General features: G+C 67.2%; 17 protein-coding genes. 8 read left to right on the forward strand and 9 right to left on the reverse strand.

Annotated elements, in window-relative coordinates:
* Positions 1-93 precede the first annotated feature (93 nt).
* Together ACAM55_RS20310 and ACAM55_RS20315 are read right to left on the reverse strand one after the other, a co-directional pair.
* The gene (locus tag ACAM55_RS20310) at positions 94-639 is read right to left on the reverse strand and encodes a TlpA family protein disulfide reductase (RefSeq protein ID WP_369653261.1); all 546 of its coding nucleotides are present in this window, start codon (positions 637-639) and stop codon (positions 94-96) included.
* Positions 640-1,236, reverse strand: coding sequence for a hypothetical protein (locus ACAM55_RS20315; RefSeq protein ID WP_369656438.1), 597 nt, complete (start codon positions 1,234-1,236; stop codon positions 640-642).
* Positions 1,237-1,336: 100 nt separating this feature from the next.
* On the opposite strand from ACAM55_RS20315, the gene mpl reads away from it, so the two are divergent.
* Positions 1,337-2,743 carry a UDP-N-acetylmuramate:L-alanyl-gamma-D-glutamyl-meso-diaminopimelate ligase gene (gene mpl / locus ACAM55_RS20320; protein WP_369653262.1) on the forward strand — a complete coding sequence of 469 codons (1,407 nt, stop codon included), beginning with the start codon at positions 1,337-1,339 and terminating at the stop codon, positions 2,741-2,743.
* Positions 2,740-3,249 (forward strand): cupin domain-containing protein, encoded by a 510-nt coding sequence (locus tag ACAM55_RS20325; protein ID WP_369653263.1) that lies wholly within the window; start codon positions 2,740-2,742, stop codon positions 3,247-3,249. The genes mpl and ACAM55_RS20325 overlap by 4 nt, the downstream gene beginning before the upstream one ends.
* Here ACAM55_RS20325 and ACAM55_RS20330 read toward each other — a convergent pair.
* The 6 genes from ACAM55_RS20330 to ACAM55_RS20355 form a co-directional block, all read right to left on the reverse strand.
* Positions 3,246-4,364, reverse strand: a complete 1,119-nt coding sequence (locus tag ACAM55_RS20330; RefSeq protein ID WP_369653264.1) for a 3-deoxy-7-phosphoheptulonate synthase — start codon at positions 4,362-4,364, stop codon at positions 3,246-3,248. The two genes, ACAM55_RS20325 and ACAM55_RS20330, sit on opposite strands and share 4 nt — an antisense overlap.
* 222 nt (positions 4,365-4,586) lie before the next feature.
* The gene (locus ACAM55_RS20335) at positions 4,587-5,123 is read right to left on the reverse strand and encodes a hypothetical protein (protein WP_369653265.1); all 537 of its coding nucleotides are present in this window, start codon (positions 5,121-5,123) and stop codon (positions 4,587-4,589) included.
* Positions 5,124-5,172: 49 nt separating this feature from the next.
* Positions 5,173-6,633: a metalloprotease TldD gene (tldD, locus tag ACAM55_RS20340; RefSeq protein WP_369653266.1), complete on the reverse strand. Its 1,461-nt coding sequence runs from the start codon at positions 6,631-6,633 to the stop codon at positions 5,173-5,175.
* 40 nt (positions 6,634-6,673) lie between these two features.
* The gene (gene rodA / locus ACAM55_RS20345) at positions 6,674-7,828 is read right to left on the reverse strand and encodes a rod shape-determining protein RodA (protein WP_369653267.1); all 1,155 of its coding nucleotides are present in this window, start codon (positions 7,826-7,828) and stop codon (positions 6,674-6,676) included.
* Positions 7,829-7,860: 32 nt separating this feature from the next.
* Positions 7,861-9,672: a sensor histidine kinase gene (locus ACAM55_RS20350; RefSeq protein WP_369653268.1), complete on the reverse strand. Its 1,812-nt coding sequence runs from the start codon at positions 9,670-9,672 to the stop codon at positions 7,861-7,863.
* Positions 9,673-9,722: 50 nt separating this feature from the next.
* A complete protein-coding gene (locus ACAM55_RS20355; protein WP_369653269.1) occupies positions 9,723-10,463 on the reverse strand; it encodes a response regulator in 741 nt (246 codons plus the stop codon).
* Positions 10,464-10,818: 355 nt separating this feature from the next.
* Between ACAM55_RS20355 and ACAM55_RS20360 the strand changes: the two genes are divergently transcribed.
* The 5 genes from ACAM55_RS20360 to mtgA all read left to right on the forward strand — a co-directional run bounded on the left by ACAM55_RS20360 (position 10,819) and on the right by mtgA (position 16,102).
* Positions 10,819-11,412, forward strand: coding sequence for a YqiA/YcfP family alpha/beta fold hydrolase (locus ACAM55_RS20360; protein WP_369653270.1), 594 nt, complete (start codon positions 10,819-10,821; stop codon positions 11,410-11,412).
* A 66-nt stretch (positions 11,413-11,478) separates the two neighbouring features.
* On the forward strand, positions 11,479-13,542 hold the full coding sequence (locus ACAM55_RS20365; protein WP_369653271.1) for a ribonuclease catalytic domain-containing protein: 2,064 nt from the start codon (positions 11,479-11,481) through the stop codon (positions 13,540-13,542).
* Positions 13,543-13,624: 82 nt separating this feature from the next.
* Positions 13,625-14,476, forward strand: a complete 852-nt coding sequence (locus ACAM55_RS20370; RefSeq protein ID WP_369653272.1) for an energy transducer TonB — start codon at positions 13,625-13,627, stop codon at positions 14,474-14,476.
* A 28-nt stretch (positions 14,477-14,504) separates the two neighbouring features.
* Positions 14,505-15,362 (forward strand): shikimate dehydrogenase, encoded by an 858-nt coding sequence (gene aroE, locus ACAM55_RS20375; RefSeq protein ID WP_369653273.1) that lies wholly within the window; start codon positions 14,505-14,507, stop codon positions 15,360-15,362.
* Positions 15,359-16,102, forward strand: a complete 744-nt coding sequence (gene mtgA / locus ACAM55_RS20380; RefSeq protein ID WP_369653274.1) for a monofunctional biosynthetic peptidoglycan transglycosylase — start codon at positions 15,359-15,361, stop codon at positions 16,100-16,102. Before aroE ends, mtgA begins: the two co-directional genes overlap by 4 nt.
* On the opposite strand, the gene ACAM55_RS20385 is transcribed toward mtgA, so the two are convergent.
* Positions 16,047-16,484 carry a DUF2809 domain-containing protein gene (locus tag ACAM55_RS20385; RefSeq protein ID WP_369656439.1) on the reverse strand — a complete coding sequence of 146 codons (438 nt, stop codon included), beginning with the start codon at positions 16,482-16,484 and terminating at the stop codon, positions 16,047-16,049. The two genes, mtgA and ACAM55_RS20385, sit on opposite strands and share 56 nt — an antisense overlap.
* Before the next feature lie 7 nt (positions 16,485-16,491).
* Between ACAM55_RS20385 and ACAM55_RS20390 the strand changes: the two genes are divergently transcribed.
* Positions 16,492-17,388, forward strand: a complete 897-nt coding sequence (locus ACAM55_RS20390) for a lysophospholipid acyltransferase family protein (protein ID WP_369656440.1) — start codon at positions 16,492-16,494, stop codon at positions 17,386-17,388.
* Positions 17,389-17,400: the final 12 nt, after the last annotated feature.

The raw sequence follows: 17,400 nt of genomic DNA on the forward strand, positions 1-17,400 counted from the left end.
TCCAGTGCCGACTTTGCCGGTCATTAGGATGTAACTGGGCTAAAAATCGGTGATTTTTAGCGATTGGCGGCGAATGCCGAGGTGTATCTGATTCTAACCGTGAACCAGTTCACGCCGCCAAGCATCCAAGTCAGCGGGTTCGAGCTTGCCCATTTTACGAGCCGCCACGGTCCCGGCGCCGCTCAGAACGAGTGTGAAAGGCAAACCGCCGCCAGTATTTCCGAGGCTTTTCACCAGTTCCGTTCCCTGCAGGCCAGCCAATCCGGTTGGATAGCTGACGGGTGTTTTCTGGAGGAATTTTCGGACGGCGCTCGGCTGATCGATTGCCAAACCAACAACTTGCCAGCCGTTTGCGCCATTTTCACGGAAGAAGCGGTCAATCATGGGCATTTCCTCCACGCAGGGAGGACACCACGTTGCCCAAAAGTTGAGCAGCAGCGGCTTGCCGCGCAGATCGGCAAACACCAATTCGCCGCCCTCGGGTCTCTCGAACCGCTGGGTCCAGAAAGCGGCATCGAGGGCTTCGCCCTTCGCTCCGCTGCCGCGCTCACGCCACCACGCGCCGCCCAGGCCCGCCGCAGCGGCCGCGACCGCCACGCCGCCGTAAAGAAGGCGGCGCCGTGTGGGCGAAGAAATCATTCACTTGTCCTTTTCTTTTTCAATCAGCCGGCGCAGCGCGGCCAGGTCGCCACGCGGCACGCGGCCCTGGGCGTCGGGCCGAAGCGCTCCGCGCAGATCGTCGAGGTCGTACACCAGCAGGTGCACCCCGATCTCTTCGCCGAGCGCGCGGCTCGCGGCGTGCACGCTGAGCGCTTCCACCTGCTCGCCATGAAAACCGGTCACCATCCGCGGCTCGTAGTCCACATGGTGGTCGATCAATGCAATTTCGGCCGACTTGGAATCATCGCAGAACAATTGAATGTAAATGTCTGACAGCCGCGTGGCGGTGCCGTGCCAGACGGCGCCTCCCACGTGGGGACGGAACGCGGCCATGCGCTCCATCCATTCGAGCGCGAGCAGCCGCAAGGCATGCAACTCCTGCGGCTGGGTGTCGGCGCAATAGAGCGCAATGTAATCGCGGACTTCGGCTTCCACCTCGTCGTTGTTGGGCAGCGGGGTGCGTGACGACAGGCCCAGGTCGCGCAGCGCCCGGCGCTTGGCCGGGCCGTACTCCAGCCCCTCTTCGACCACGAGGCGGGCTGCTGCAGCGGCAATCTCACGCTTGGACGCGTCCATCGGCACATTTTGCCCGCAGACGGCGCGCTTCACACGAACATCGGTACAAAGGCCAAGCCGCAGGGCGAGGCGGCGCATGCCGTCTCCCTAGAATCGCCTGATGCACATTCATATTCTTGGCATTTGCGGCACGTTCATGGGCGGATTGGCCGCCCTGGCGCGCGAAGCGGGCCACCGGGTCACCGGCTGCGACGCCGGCGTGTACCCGCCCATGAGCGACCAGCTTCGCTCGCTCGGCATCGACCTGATCGAAGGCTTCGCTGCCGACCAGCTCGCACTTTCGCCCGACATGTTCGTGGTCGGCAACGTGGTGTCGAGGGCCCGGCTTCCCGACGGCACGCCCAAGTTTCCGCTGATGGAAGCCATCCTCGACGCCGGCAAGCCCTACACCAGCGGCCCGCAATGGCTGGCCGAGCAGGTACTGCAGGGGCGGCATGTGCTGGCCGTGGCCGGCACGCACGGCAAGACCACCACCACCTCGATGCTGGCCTGGGTGCTGGAAGCCACCGGCCAAGCGCCCGGTTTCCTGGTCGGGGGCGTGCCGTTGAATTTCGATGTGTCGGCACGGCTGGGCTCGGGAAAGGGCTTCGTGATCGAAGCCGACGAGTACGACACCGCCTTCTTCGACAAGCGCAGCAAGTTCGTGCACTACCGGCCTCGCACGGCGATCCTCAACAACCTCGAGTTCGATCACGCCGACATCTTCGACGATCTTGCCGCCATCGAGCGCCAGTTCCACCATCTCGTGCGTACGGTGCCCGGCACCGGCCGGCTGGTGGTGAACGCTGCCGAAGAAAGCCTGCAGCGGGTGCTGGCACAAGGCTGCTGGAGCGAACTCGCGCGCTTTGGTACGGGCGGCGAATGGCAGGCCCGCGGCTCGCACGACGCCTTCGACGTGCTGCGCCAGGGCGAAGCAGTGGCCCGGGTCGAGTGGGAACTCTCGGGCCTGCACAACCAGATGAACGCGCTGGCCGCCATTGCGGCCGCCGAGCACGTGGGCGTGGCGCCGGCCGATGCGGCCCGCGCGCTCGGCAGTTTTCGAAACGTCCGCCGCCGGATGGAACTGCGCGGGACGGTCGAAGGCAGCGGCGGCGCGATCACCGTGTATGACGATTTCGCCCACCACCCCACCGCCATCCGCACCACGCTCGACGGTCTGCGCAAGAAGCTCGATGCCGCCGGCAAGCAAGGCGAGCGCATCCTTGCCGCCTTCGAGCCACGCAGCAACACGATGAAGCTGGGCGTCATGGCCGCGCAGCTGCCGTGGAGCCTGGAAGCGGCTGACCGGTCGTTCTGCCACACGGCCGGGCTCGACTGGGACGCCGCCGCGGCCCTCGCTCCCATGGGCGAGCGCGCGCAGGTGGCCGGCGCCATCGAGCCGCTGGTCGCGCAGATCGTTGCCGCGGCACGCCCCGGCGATCACATCGTCTGCATGAGCAACGGCGGCTTCGGCGGCGTGCACGACAAACTGCTTGCGGCACTCCGCGCCACCTCCTCGACATCATGACCGCCATGCGCGCGCGGGAACTGATCGAGAGCCTGAAGCTGCAGCCCCACCCCGAGGGGGGCTGGTACAGCGAGGTCTTCCGATCGGCGGCGAGCGTCGTGCCGACCGACGGCCGCGCGCCGCGCAGCGCGCTCACCAGCATCTACTTCCTGCTCGAGGCGGGCCAGCATTCGCGCTGGCACCGGGTGCTGTCGGACGAAGTCTGGGTGCACCTGGAAGGCGTGCCGCTGGCGCTCTGGACCTGCGACGCCGCCCTGCGCACCGCACCGGCCCATGTGCGCCTGGGCCCGGTCGACGCGCACGGCACGCGCCCCCAGCATGTGGTGCCGGCCGGCCAGTGGCAGGCCGCCCGCCCGATCCAGGGCCACGCCAGCGGCGACTACACGCTGGTCGCCTGCATGGTCGGGCCTGGCTTCGACTTCGCCGACTTTTCCCTGGTGCCGCCCGACAGCGATGAAGCCACCGCGATGCGCCACCACTGGCCCGAGCTGGCCGGGATGCTTTAGCCCCTGCGCTGCTTGACGGCCTGCGACAGGGTATCGAGCACCTGCACCGAGTCGTCCCAGCCGATGCATGCATCGGTGATGCTCTTGCCGTATTCGAGGCCCGAGAGCTGGTCCTTGCCCGGCGAGAACTTCTGGGCGCCGGCCTGCAGATGGCTTTCGACCATCACGCCGAAGACACGGTTCGAACCGCCGGCGATCTGGTTGGCGATGTCCTTGGCCACGTCGATCTGCTTCTGGTGCTGCTTGGAGCTGTTGGCGTGGCTGCAATCGACCATCAGCGAGGGCGGCAGCTTGGCGGCCTCGAGATCCTTGCAGGCAGCTTCGACACTCGCGGCGTCGTAGTTCGGCGCCTTGCCGCCGCGCAGGATCACGTGGCAGTCGCGATTGCCGTTGGTCTGCACGATCGCGACCTGGCCGTTCTTGTGCACCGACAGGAAGTGATGCCCGCGCGCCGCCGCCTGGATGGCGTCGGTCGCGATGCGGATGTTGCCGTCGGTGCCGTTCTTGAAGCCGATCGGTGCCGAGAGGCCCGAGGCCAGTTCGCGGTGCACCTGGCTTTCGGTGGTGCGCGCGCCGATGGCGCCCCAGGCGATCAGGTCGCCGATGTACTGCGGCGAGATCACGTCGAGAAACTCGCTGCCCGCCGGCAGGCCCAGCCGGTTGATGTCGATCAGCAGCTGGCGCGCGATGCGCAGGCCTTCGTCGATGCGGAAGCTCTCGTCCAGGTACGGATCGTTGATGAGGCCCTTCCAGCCGACCGTGGTGCGCGGCTTCTCGAAGTACACGCGCATCACGATCTCGAGCGTGCCGGCGTATTTTTCGCGCTCGACCTTCAGGCGGCGGGCGTATTCGAGCGCCGCGGCCGGGTCGTGGATCGAACAGGGGCCCATGACCACCAGCAGCCGGTCATCCTTGCCCGCCATGATGTTGTGGATGTTGCGGCGCGTGCCTTCGATCAGCGTTTCGACCGGCGTGCCGCGAATCGGAAAGAAGCGGATCAGATGTTCGGGAGGGGGCAGCACGTTGATGTCCTTGATGCGTTCGTCGTCGGTCTTGCTGGTTTTTTCGACGCTCGCATACCAGCTGTCGCTGGTCGGGGCAGTGTTCGTGCTCATGGTGTTTTCCTTGTGGGTGAAGATCGTCAGGGCATAAAAAAACCGCCGGGGCTCGAGGCGCCGGCGGTTTTGGGAGGGTGTTCGTTTGCTTTACGCGCTCGCCTCTCGTCCGCCGGAAACCGGGAACCAAAAGTAGGCAAAGAAATAAGCGCGGAGGGCGGACATGTGGGCGAAATGTAGCACGGAAAACAGAAAGCCAGGCAAGGGCCCGGCTCCGAAAGCTCAGCGGTACCCGGATTCGTTGGCGTTGTGGATGATCCAGATCAGGTTGCCGCCCGAGTAGTCACCCATGCCGCCACCCGCGAAAACCAGCCGGCCCTGGCCCTTGTAGGTCATCTCGTAGCGGTGGCGATCGCCGCCGAAATAGAACGGAATGAAGGCCTTGCCCGTCACATAGGCGCCCTGGTCGGTCGGCTGGCCGGCAATGTCGGTGACCTGCCTGGCGCTCATGCCGATCTGCAGCCGGTTGAACCTGCTGTTGCGCGTCGGGTTGCCGGTGATCTCGCCTTCGTAGCCGTTCAGGCCCTTGACGGTGCGGCCGCTGCCGGCTTCGACCTTGGAGGAATCGATCACGTTGCCCTGCGCATCCATCCCGGCCTTGGCGCCTGCGCGGGCCGGTGTCGCAGGGGCGGCAGCGGGCGCGGCTGCGGGTTGGCTGGTGCCCGAACCGCCGCGCGATGCGCAGCCGGCCGTTGCCAGCAATGCCACTGCGGCAGTCACGGCCCACAGAGCCGCAGACGAATTGATCCTGATCCTCATCGAATGCTCCTTGTTGTAAAAAAACGTAGGAGCGAAGCTTAGCAAGCTCTCAGGCCGTGCCGCCTACGGTCAAACCATCGATGCGCAAGGTGGGCTGGCCCACCCCGACCGGCACGCTCTGGCCTTCCTTGCCGCAGGTGCCCACGCCGGAATCGAGCGCCATGTCGTTGCCGATCATCGTCACGCGGGTGAGCGCGTCCGGGCCGTTGCCCACGATGGTCGCGCCCTTCACCGGGTACTGGATCTTTCCGTTCTCGACCCAGTAGGCTTCGCTCGCGGAGAACACGAACTTGCCGCTGGTGATGTCGACCTGCCCGCCGCCGAAGTTGGTGGCGTACAGGCCCTTCTTGATGCTCGCGACGATTTCCTTCGGGTCCTTGTCGCCGCCCAGCATGTAGGTGTTGGTCATGCGCGGCATCGGCACGTGGGCGTAGCTTTCGCGGCGGCCGTTGCCCGTGGGCTTGACCTTCATGAGGCGCGCGTTGAGCGAATCCTGGATGTAGCCCTTGAGGATGCCGTCCTCGATGAGCACGTTGCGTTGGCTCGCGTTGCCCTCGTCGTCGACATTGAGCGACCCGCGGCGGTCGGCAATGGTGCCGTCGTCGAGCACGGTCACGCCCTTGGCCGCCACGCGCTGGCCGATGCGGCCCGAGAACGCGCTCGAGCCCTTGCGGTTGAAGTCGCCCTCGAGGCCATGGCCGATGGCCTCGTGCAGCAGGATGCCGGGCCAGCCGGAACCGAGCACCACCGTCATTTCGCCGGCCGGGGCCGGCCGGGCATCGAGGTTGGTCAGTGCGGCCTTCACGGCCTGGTCGACGTATTCGGCGATCTGCTCGTCGTTGAAGTAGGCCAGCCCGAAACGCCCGCCACCGCCGCCCGAGCCGACTTCGCGCCGGCCGTTCTGCTCGGCAATCACGGTGACCGACAGGCGCACCAGCGGACGCACGTCGGCCGCCAGCGTGCCGTCGGCGCGCGCCACCAGCACCACGTCGTACTCGCTCGCGAGGCCCGCCATGACCTGCGCCACGCGCGGATCGCGCGAACGGGCGAGCTTTTCGACCTTTTCGAGCAGCTTGACCTTGGCCGTGCTGTCGAGCGTTGAAATGGGGTCGATGCCGCTGTAGAGCGACCGGCTCGACGCGATCTTGCGCGTGGCCGTCTTCACCCGGCCGGTGCGGCCCGCGGAAGAAATCGACCGCACGGTGCGCGCGGCATCGAGCAGCGACGCCTCGGAAATGTCGTCCGAATAGGCGAAGGCGGTTTTCTCACCGCTGACCGCACGCACGCCGACGCCCTGGTCGATGCTGAAACTGCCGGTCTTGACGATGCCCTCTTCGAGGCTCCAGCCTTCGCTGCGCGTGTACTGGAAGTACAGGTCGGCGTCGTCCACCTTGTGCGCAGTGATCTCGGCCAGGGCCTTGCCCAGGTGCGATTCGTCGAGGCCGAACGGCGTGAGAAGGAGCTGTTGCGCCGTGGCGAGGCGCTCGATGGTGGGTTCGCGAGAGATCATGAAGGGGATTATTGCTCGCCCCCACGCTTTGCGTACTGCGCTAGTTCTGGGCGAGCTTGCGGGCCCTGGCTATGGACATCAGGATCCCCAGGCCCAGCCCCAGCGTGACCATGGCGGTGCCACCGTAGCTGATGAACGGCAGCGGCACGCCCACCACGGGCAGGATGCCGCTCACCATGCCCATGTTGACGAAGGCATAGGTGAAGAAAATCATCGTCACCGCCCCCGCCAGGAGCCGCGAGAACAGCGTGGTGGCATTGGCCGCGATGGCCAGCCCGCGGAAGATCAGCAGGATGAAGGCCGCGATCAGCGCCAGGTTGCCCACGAGGCCGAATTCCTCGGAGTACGCCGCAAAGATGAAGTCGGTGGTGCGCTCGGGAATGAATTCGAGGTGCGTCTGCGTGCCCTGCATGAAGCCCTTGCCGCCCACACCGCCCGAGCCGATGGCGATCATCCCCTGGATGATGTGGAAGCCCTTGCCGAGCGGGTCCTTGCTCGGGTCGAGCAGCGTGCAGATGCGCTGCTTCTGGTAGTCGTGCAGCACGCGCCAGTCGACGCCGTCGGCGCACAGCTGCGACTCGAAGCCCACGATCAGCGTCACGGCAATGGCGCCGATCACCACCGGGGGAACGATCAGCTTCCACGACAGCCCGGCGAAAAAGATGACCGCCATGCCGGCCGCGAGCACCAAGAGCGAGGTGCCCAGGTCGGGCTGCTTCATGATGAGCCCCACCGGCACCGCCAGCAGCACCGTGGCCACCACGAAATCGAGCGGCCGCAACTGGCCTTCCCGGCGCTGGAACCACCAGGCCAGCATCAGCGGCATCGCGATCTTGAGGATCTCGCTGGGCTGGATCACCACGCCGACGTTGATCCAGCGGGTGGCGCCCTTCTTGGTGATGCCGAAGAGCGCCACCGCCACCAGCAGCGCCACCCCGGTGGCATAGAGCGGCACCGCGAAGATCATCAGCCGCTGCGGCGGCACCTGCGCCACCACGAACATGATGAAGCCGGCCAGCAGCATGTTGCGGCCATGGTCGGCAAAGCGCGAGCCATGGTCATAGCCCGACGAATACATGGTGAGCAGCCCGGCAAAGGCCAGCAGCAGGACTGCAAAGGCCAGAAAGCCGTCGAAGCCCTGGAAAATGGGCGCGATGCGGCGCGCCAGGGAGGGCTGATTGAACACGGCGGACATGGAGGCGGATTATCCGCGCCCCGCGAGGCACGTCAGCCGAAATCGAGCCGAACGACCGTGCGCCCCGGTCGGCTTTCAAGCGCCAGCCGGGCGCCGAGCGTGGCGGCGCGCTCCGAAAGCGCCCTGGGCACCCGCGATGTGTCGAAGCCCCGTCCATCGTCGACCACGCGCAGCTGCACGGCGCCGGCCAGGTTTTCGGCCTCGATCCGGAGCGTCTTCGCGTGGGCGTGTTGCAGCACATTGGAGATGGCCTCGAACAGCAGGAACTGCAATTGCCGCATGCCCTGCGCGTCGAGCCGCTTCACCGCGGGCACCTCGTCCACCGCCCACTCGAATGCGATGCCGGAGGCCGCCAGTCGCGGCTCCAGCCGGTAGCGCAATGCCGCCAGCAGGGCGCCAACGTCGCCGGGCGGCAAATGGATCGAATCGATCGACAGCTTGAGCTTGTCGAGCGAATCGCGCAGCGTGCGCAGCAGTTCATCGGAGCTCGCCTGGCCCGATTGCAGTTGCCGGATCGCCGAGCTGATGTGCGAACCCACGCCGTCGTGCATGTCGCGCAGGATGCGTTCGCGCTCGTGGGTGCGCGCCTGGTCGCGCGCCACCTGCTCCAGCGCCGCGAAGGTGGACGCGAGTTCGCGCTCGCGCTGCGCCACGCGCTCGGCCAGGGTCGCGACCCAGCCACGCGCCTCGACGCTCGCGGCATGGAAGCGCCGCAACACGATCAAGAGCAGCGCAATGCCGAAGAAGACCGACGAATACCGCACCCAGGTGGTCTCGCCGTAGGCATCGCTCAGGCGGATCACGAGCCAGTCGCGGGTGCCGAAGCCCAGTGTCGCCAGCGCAGCGGCCGCCACCAGCAGGCGCCCCGCGTTCGGCCGCCTGACCGTCGCCACCGCAAAAGCGCCGACGAACAGCGTGACGAGCACGATTTCCAGCGCGAGCCAGCCGGTGAGCCAATAGGGCTGCTCACGGTGCAGCGCCATGGCACTCGACGCGAAGGTTCCTGCCACCACGGCGGCCATCGGCCAGCGCAGCCAGCGCATGCGCGGGTTGCCGTCCCAGCCGGCCAGGTGGTAGCAGAACATCATGGCGGACGCGGCCCAGCCCGCATAGCAGGTGGCCATCAGCACGCCCCAAGGGCCCCAGGGAAGAGGCGGCTCGGCAATCACGCCGTCGGCCACCCGCAAGGCCCAGCAGAACTCGGCCAGCGCCGCCCAGAAATAGATACCGTCGCGCCGCCGCCATCCGACCGCACCGGCATCCACCTGCGTGAGCCACAAGGCCAGTGCGATGCCCCCGACGATGAGGCTGAAGGCGGTCAGCAACACCGAGCCGGTAAAACGCCAGGCATAGGCGCTCTCGAAGAGGTCGGTGCGCACCGGCGTCGCGGGCCCGATGGTCACGCGCGAAAGCCCGGCGCGGCGGGCGCTGTCGGCGCGGATGCGAATCTGCAGGCGGTTGTCGCCCGCCTTCAGCAAGTGCCCCGGCACCGGCACATAGATGGGCGCTTTGGCATAGTCGGCGCCGTTGCCCCGGGCCAGGTCTCCAAAAGCCTGCAGCAAGGCGTCGTTGAGCCGCACCTCGAGGACGTTGCCGGCGCGGGGTATGAAGATGCCCCAGGGCGTCGAGGGCTCGGTCGCCAGCGCGAAAGGCAGCTCGAAATCCGCAAGACCCGGGCGTCCGGCGTGCCGGCGATCCCAGTGGTAGGACAACTCGACGGGCGCCTGGTGCGTGACGCCGTCGATGGTGGTGGTGACAGTGCCGCGCCGCAGTTCGATCGGGCTTTCCGCCGGCGCAGCCGCTGCGGCACGCGCCGCGGCCAGCAGCGCCAGCGCAAGTCCCATGGCGAAAAGGGCCCGTGCCGGGCCTCCGAACATGCGCCCGGCCACGTGGTTCAGCCTGGGTGGGACAGCAGGCCGAGGCGCGTGGCTTCGAACACGGCCTCGCTCTTGGAATGCACCGCCAGCTTGCCGTAGAGATTCTTGATGTGCGTCTGCACCGTGTGAACGCTCAGCCCCTTGAGACGCGCAATTTCCGCATAGGAGAACCCGCGCGCAATCAGCGTGAGCACTTCGTGCTCGCGAGCCGAGAGCAGGCTGGGCGCCGCGGTGCCGGCGGCAGCCTCGGGGGCGGCCACGGCGGCGGGGGTGCCCGCCAGCTGCAGGCTGCGGTACTTGGCGAGCACCCGCCGCGCGATCATGGGCGAGATGGGCGATGCACCGGCCTTCATCTCGACGATGGTTTGCGCAATGTCCTCGGGCGCGGCGTCCTTGTGGATATAGCCGACGGCACCGGCCTCGATGCTGGAGAGCACGTTTTCCTCATCGCCGAAGACGGAGATCACCAGCGGCTCGCAGCCGGGAAAGCGCGCCACGGCCTCGCGGATCACGTCCAGTCCGCTGCCGTCGGGCATGCCGAGGTCGACCAGCAGCACGTCGGGGATGGTGGTGGTCTGGGCCAGCCAGCTCAATGCCTCCTGCACCGTGCCTGCGCTTCCCAGCCAGAACAGGTGCGGGCTGCGCTGCACGCTGGCCTCGAAGAAGGCGCGCGCGCGGCTGTCGTCCTCGACGACGAGCACGCCCCAACGGCGTGTCATTCCCGCATCCAGAGCCTCGATGTTCATGGGCGTGAGCATAAGCCTCGGCGAAAGGTCGCACGGCCGCGCAGCCTCCCGTTTTCATGGGATGCCCCGCCCTCTGCGGGCCGCGAAACTGATGCTGGCTTGCCACTCCTGCGGCCCGACTGAGCCTGCCGCAGGTGCAAGTTGAATACTTTTGATTTCTAGAAGACAGGCCCCAAGCAGATTGAGCAAAGAAAATCCCCGCGCTTCGGAGGCCACAGTGGTACACCGACACCTTCCTGCAAGAAGCCCGCGTCCCGGAGAACTGGGCTCCGGGGGGCGCCTTGCGCCCATGGACCTCATGCAAAATTACCCGCCTCCTTCACCGAAGGAGTCGAGTCGACCGCACCACTTTCAGTCTCCACCACGCATGGACCCGCAAACCACTCATCTGTTGTACCTGCACGGATTCCGCTCCTCGCCCCGTTCGACCAAGGCGCGGCTGATGGCGCAGCGCGTGGCGCGGGAGCATCCCGATCTGCAGTGGTGGTGCCCGCAATTGCCTCCTTCTCCACGCGAAGCCATCGACATGATCATGAAGGGCATCGCAGACTGGCCGCGCAAGTCGATGGCGGTGGTGGGCTCCTCGCTCGGAGGCTTCTATGCCACCTACGTGGCAGGCATGACGCGATGCCGCACCGTGCTGCTCAACCCGGCGGTACATCCGGCGCGCGACCTCGCGCTCTACATCGGCGACCAGACGACGTGGCAAGACCCGGCCGAGCATTTCTATTTTCGGCCCGAGTACATCCAGGAGCTGCGCACCATGGAAGTCGGCGCGCTCACACGCCCCGAGCGCGTGCTGGCCATCATCGCCAAGGGCGACGAGGCGCTCGACTGGCACGAAACCTCGGCGCGCTACCCCGACAGCAACATCAAGCTGCTCGAGGGAGGCGACCATGCGCTGTCCGATTTCGAGGAAAACCACCTCGACGACGTGATGGCGTTCATCAACCCCATCTGAAGTCCGGACGAGACACCGCGGAAGCGGGCAAGCCTGGGGGCGTACCAAGTCTGGGACAATCCGGGCATGTTTGTATTGTTTGAAGAAGCCGGCAAGTACCTCGGCGGCCGCGTGCTGTCGGAGGCCGAAGCATCGGCGCAGGTCGAGCTCGACACCGGCAAGCGCGTCAAGGTCAAGGGCGCCAACATCGTCCTGCGTTTCGAGAAGCCGGCGCCGGCCGAGCTGATCGCCGAAGCGCGCGCCCTCGCTGCCGCGATGGACCTCGACCTGGCCTGGGAATTTGCGCCGGAGGGAGAGTTCGGCTACGGCGAGCTTGCATCCGACTATTTCAGCGACAAGCCTGCACTCGCGCAGCAGGCCGCCGCGCTGTTCGCGCTTTTCGAGGCGCCGCACTACTTTCGCCGCGCCGGCAAGGGGCGCTTCAAGAAAGCGCCCGCCGAGATCCTGCAGCAGGCGCTGGCTGCCATCGAGAAGAAAAAGGTCATCCAGGCGCAGATCGTCGAATGGGCCGGACAGCTGGCCGAGGGCGTGTGCCCGCCGCCGATCCGCGAACAGCTCTACAAGATCCTGTTCAAGCCGGACAAGAACGCGCCCGAATACAAGGCCGTGGTCGATGCCGCGCGCGCCACGCAGCGCCCGCCGCTCGAACTGCTGGAGCGCGCCGGCGCCATCGACTCGCCCTACCAGTTCCACTGGCGGCGCTTCCTGTTCGAGAACTTTCCCAAGGGCACCGGTTTTCCGGCGCTCGCCGCACCGGCCATCGTGGACGAGCTGCCGGTTGCCGCGGGCGTGGAGGCATTCTCGATCGACGATTCGCAAACCACCGAGATCGATGATGCGCTGTCGGTGCAGGGCCTGGGCAGCGGCACCGTCACGGTGGGCGTCCACATCGCGGCGCCCGGCCTGGCGCTGACGCCGGGCAGCCCCATCGACCAGGTGGCGCGCACGCGCATGTCCACCGTCTACATGCCGGGCTACAAGATCACGATGCTGCCCGACGAGGTGGTCAACGCCTACACGCTGCTCGAAGGGGGCGACCGGCCCGCGGTGTCGCTCTACGTGCGCTTCGACGAGGCCACGCTCGAGCTGCAATCGAGCGAGACGAAGCTCGAACGCGTGCCGATCGTGGCCAACCTGCGGCACGACCAGCTCGACAGCGTCGTCACGCAGCCCTGGCTCGAGGACGCATCGTTCTCGAACGAGAACACCCCCGAAGCGGCTGCGAAACTGCGCGCTCCTTTGTCCTTCCTGTTCCGGCTCGCGAAGCAGCTCAAGGCCCAGCGCGAAGTGGTGCGCGGCAAGCCCGAGAACTTCAATCGGCCCGACTACAACTTCCGGCTGGTCGGCAACGACGGCGAGCCGAACGGCAGCGAGCAGGTGCAGATCACCACGCGCCAGCGCGGCGCGCCGCTCGACCTGATCGTGTCCGAAGCGATGATCCTGGCCAACAGCAGCTGGGGCGGCTGGCTCGGCGAGCTCGGCGTGCCCGGCCTCTACCGCAGCCAGGCCAGCCTGGCGCCCGGCATCAAGGTGCGCATGGGCACGCGGGCCCTGCCGCACGCGGGCCTCGGCGTGAAGAGCTATGCCTGGAGCACCTCGCCGCTGCGCCGCTACACCGACCTCGTGAACCAGTGGCAGATCATCGCCGCCGCGCGCCACGGCAAGACCGCCGCGCTGGCCGCGCCCTTCAAGCCGAAGGATGCCGACCTGTTCTCGATTCTCTCGGGCTTCGACGCCGCCTACGCGACCTACAACGCCTACCAGGGCGGCATGGAACGCTTCTGGACGCTCAAGTACCTGCAGCAGCAGGGCATCACCGAGCTCGAGGCGACCGTCATCAAGGACATCCAGAACGGCGCCCTGGTGCGTGCGGACACGCTGCCGCTGGTGTTTCCGGTGGCGGGCCAGCAGGAGCGCGGCGCACGCCTGCGCGTAAAGCTCGGCGAGATCGACGAAATCGCACTCGACGTGCACGGCACGGTGCTCGAGCGCCTCGACGCACCCAAGGCCGATGCCGCGGCCGAGGAAGAAGAAGGCGGCGACGAGGAACTGGAAGAAGTCGCGGGCCCCATCGCCATTGCCGTCGATCTCACCGACAGCGAGGCGGCACCCGAGAACACACCGGCATGAGCACCGCCCGGCCACCCGAAGTTGCCCAGCACCGCAGCCCGCAGGGCAGAGGCCATCCAATGAGCCCGGAGGACCGTCGTCCATGAACTTCAGGGACCTGAGCACGCTGCAGATCGCACTCGGCGTGTCGGTCATCGTGCACGCCGCACTTCTGGCGGTGCGCTTCGTCGACCCCGAGTCGTTCAACCGGGTATTCAGCGAAACACCGCTCGAAGTGATCCTGGTCAACAGCAAGACCCATGACAAGCCCGACGCCAAGACCCGGGTGATGGCGCAGACCTCGCTCGCGGGCGGCGGCGACCTCGAACGGGGCCGCGCCACCAGCCCACTGCCACCGTCGAGCTTCACCGCCGTGGGCGATTCGATCGAGGAAGCGCGGCGCCAGGTCGAGGCCATGCAGGCCCAGCAGATGCAGCTGCTCGCGCAACTCAAGCGCGACCTGGCCGCCATGCCAGCGCCGGACCCGCGCGCCTCGGGCGATCCGAAGGAAGCCGTTGCGCGCGAGGAAAAACGGCGACAGATGGTGGAGCTGCTGGCCGAAATCGAACGGCGCGTGAACGAAGAAAACGCGCGTCCCAAGAAACGCTACCTGAGCCCCTCCACGCGCGAGGCGGCCTATGCCATCTACGTGGACACGTTGCGTCGCCGCATCGAGCTGCGAGGCACCGAGAACTTCCCCACGGCGGCCGGCAAGAAGCTCTATGGCGAGCTCAAGATGACGATCACCATCAACCACGACGGCAAGCTGCTCGATACGGTGGTGGACGAAAGCTCGGGCGACACCACGCTCGACCGCCGTGCCAAGGCCATCGTGCACAGCATCGGCAACTTCGGCAAGTTCACCGATGCGATGCGCAAGGAAACCGACCAGATCGTGCTGCAGTCGCGCTTCAAGTTCACGCGCGACGAAACCATCGAGCTCTCCTCCCAATAGCATCGCAACAACGGCGAACCACGGCACCATGGACCTGTACTGCGTAGTGGGCAACCCCGTCGAGCACAGCCGCTCGCCCCGCATTCATGCCCGATTTGCCGAGCTCTGCGGCCAACAGATGGACTACAGCCGGCGGCTCGTGCCGATCGGCGCGTTCGCCGAAGGCATTGCCGGCTTCAGGCGCGAGGCCGCCGAGCGCGGCGACACCGCACGCGGCTGCAACGTCACTGTGCCTTTCAAGTTCGACGCCGCCGCCATCGCGCAGCACACCAGCGAGCGAGCGCTGCTCGCGCAGGCGGTCAACACGCTGTGCTTCGAGCCTGACGGCAGCATTCACGCCGACAACACCGACGGCATCGGCCTCGTCAACGACATCGTGCACAACGCCGGCGTACCGCTCGCAGGCTGCGAGCTGCTGCTCATCGGCGCGGGCGGCGCGGCTGCCGGCGTGCTGGGGCCATTGCTCGATGCGGGCGTCTCGCGCATCGTGGTGGCCAACCGGACGGTCGGCAAGGCCATGTCCCTGGTGCAGCGCCATGCCGCCCTGGCACTGCGCCACGGCGCCACGCTCGAAGCATGGGCGCTCGACGAAGTACCCGGCAATTTCGGCGTGGTGGTCAATGCCACGGCCTCCAGCCTGGCGGGCGATGCGGTGCCGGTGCGCGCGCAGGTGCTGCGCGCGGGCGCCCTCGCCGTCGACCTGATGTACGGACCCGCCGCCGCCGGTTTCATGGCCTGGGCCGAAGCGCACGGCGGCGTCGCGCGCGACGGGCTCGGCATGCTGGTCGAGCAGGCGGCCGAGGCGTTCGAGATCTGGCGCGGCGTGCGCCCGCCCGCCGCGCAGGTGCTGGCCGAGCTGCGCGCCTCGCTTGCCGCCGGCCAATGAAGGGCCTGCTGCGCCTGGTCGCCTGCCTGCTGTTGGCGGGCCTGGCGATGGAGCTTTTCTTCGTGGCGCGCATCGCGGCCATGGCGGTGGTCGATCCGCAAAGCACCGCGTTCCAGCGCTCCGAAGCCTGGCAGATCGCGATTCACCAGGGCAGCAAGGGCGCATGGCGCCAGGAGTGGGTGCCCTACACGCAGATCAGCGACAACCTCAAGCGTGCCGTCATCGCCAGCGAGGATGCCGACTTCATCGACCACAACGGCGTGGAATGGGAAGCCATCGAGCGCGCGCGGCAGCGCAATGCCAAGGCCGAGGAGCTTGCCGCCCGGCGCGCGGCGCGTGCCGTGGCGCGCGGCAAGCCGGTGCGCCCGGTGCAATTGCGAGGCGGCTCCACCATCACGCAGCAGCTTGCGAAGAACCTGCTGCTCTCGGGCGAGCGCACGCTGCTGCGCAAAGGCCAGGAGCTGGTGCTCGCCACGCTGCTCGAGGTGCTGCTCGACAAGCGCCGCATCCTCGAGATCTATCTCAACAACGTCGAATGGGGCGAAGGCGTGTTCGGCGCCGAGGCGGCGGCCCAGTACTACTTCAGGAAGCCCGCCTCGCGGCTGAGCGCCGGGGAAGCCGCACGACTGGCCGTGATGCTGCCCAGCCCGAAGTTCTTCGAACGCAGGCTCGGCTCTTCTTATCTCAGCGGCCGGGCATCGACGATCGTGGCACGGATGCCGGCAGCCGAGCTGCCCTGACGGCATCCCGAAGCGCCTCGATGGCCAGCACGGCTGCAAAGCCGATCACGTAGGCCAGCACATCCCACCAGTCGGCCGTGCTGCCGAGCACGATGCGCAGGGCGCGGTTCGGAATGTGCAGGTGCCAGGCCGATGCCAGGAACTGCCCCAACTCGACCGCCAAGCCTACGCCGAGCGCCGCCAGCGCCAGCGGCAGCACGCGCGCAACGACGAAGCTCTTGAAGACGAGGTAGACCCACACCACGGCCAGCACGTCGCCGAAGAAACTCCGCAACCAGCCCCAGCGCGCACCGACGGTGGCCAGCAGCACGAGAACAAGGAACAGGGCCACCGCCCACGCCAGAGAAAGAGGATCGAAACGCCATCGCATGCCCCGTATCATCGCGCCCATGCTGGCAAAGCTCACGGGTTGGTTGTTGTTGGGGATCGTCCGCTTGCTCACGGGGGCCCAGGCACGGTGGTACGGCTGTCCGCCCAAGGCCGAGCAGCGCATCTATTTCGCCAACCACCAGAGCCACGCCGACCTCGTGATGATCTGGGCCGCGCTGCCCGAGGAACTGCGCAGCATCACGCGGCCGATTGCGGCGCGCGACTACTGGGCCAACACGCCGTTCAAGCGCTGGATCACGACCGAGGTGTTCAACGCGGTGTATGTGGAGCGCGCGGCCGCGGCGCCCGGCTCGGCTGCACCCGCCCCGGCGGAAACCGAGGTCCCGCCGCCGCCTGCACGTGCCGTCGCCGCACCGCCGGCCGAGCGCATCGAACCCTCGATGGAACCGCTGCTGCCGATCGCACCGTTCCTGGTCGACGTCACTCCCGAGGCGGTGGACGAAGTACAGGGGCGGCTCGACCTCCCTGCTCCGCCACCACCGCCACCACCACCACCACCGCCGCCTCCCCCTCCGGCCCAGCCCCCGGCCACGGAAAACACGGCGCCGTCAGCCCCCGCTGCAGCCCCCGCGCCCGATCCGATTGCACCGCTGGTCGAGGCGCTGCGCAGCGGCGATTCGATCATCATCTTTCCCGAAGGCACGCGCGGCCACACCGGGGAGCCGCAAAAATTCAAGTCGGGCCTCTACACGCTCGCGACGATGTTTCCCGAGGTGGTGCTGGTGCCCGCGTGGATCGACAACGTGCAGCGCGTCATGCCCAAGGGCGAGATCGTGCCGGTGCCGATCCTGTGCTCCGTCACTTTCGGTGCGCCGATCCGCGTCGAGGAAGGCGAAGAGCGCCGTCCCTTCCTCGATCGCGCCCGTGCCGCCGTGATCGCATTGCGCGACGTCTGAGCGGAACCTTGC

This window comes from Variovorax sp. V213 (genome assembly GCF_041154455.1).
In the GTDB taxonomy this organism is placed as follows: domain Bacteria; phylum Pseudomonadota; class Gammaproteobacteria; order Burkholderiales; family Burkholderiaceae_C; genus Variovorax.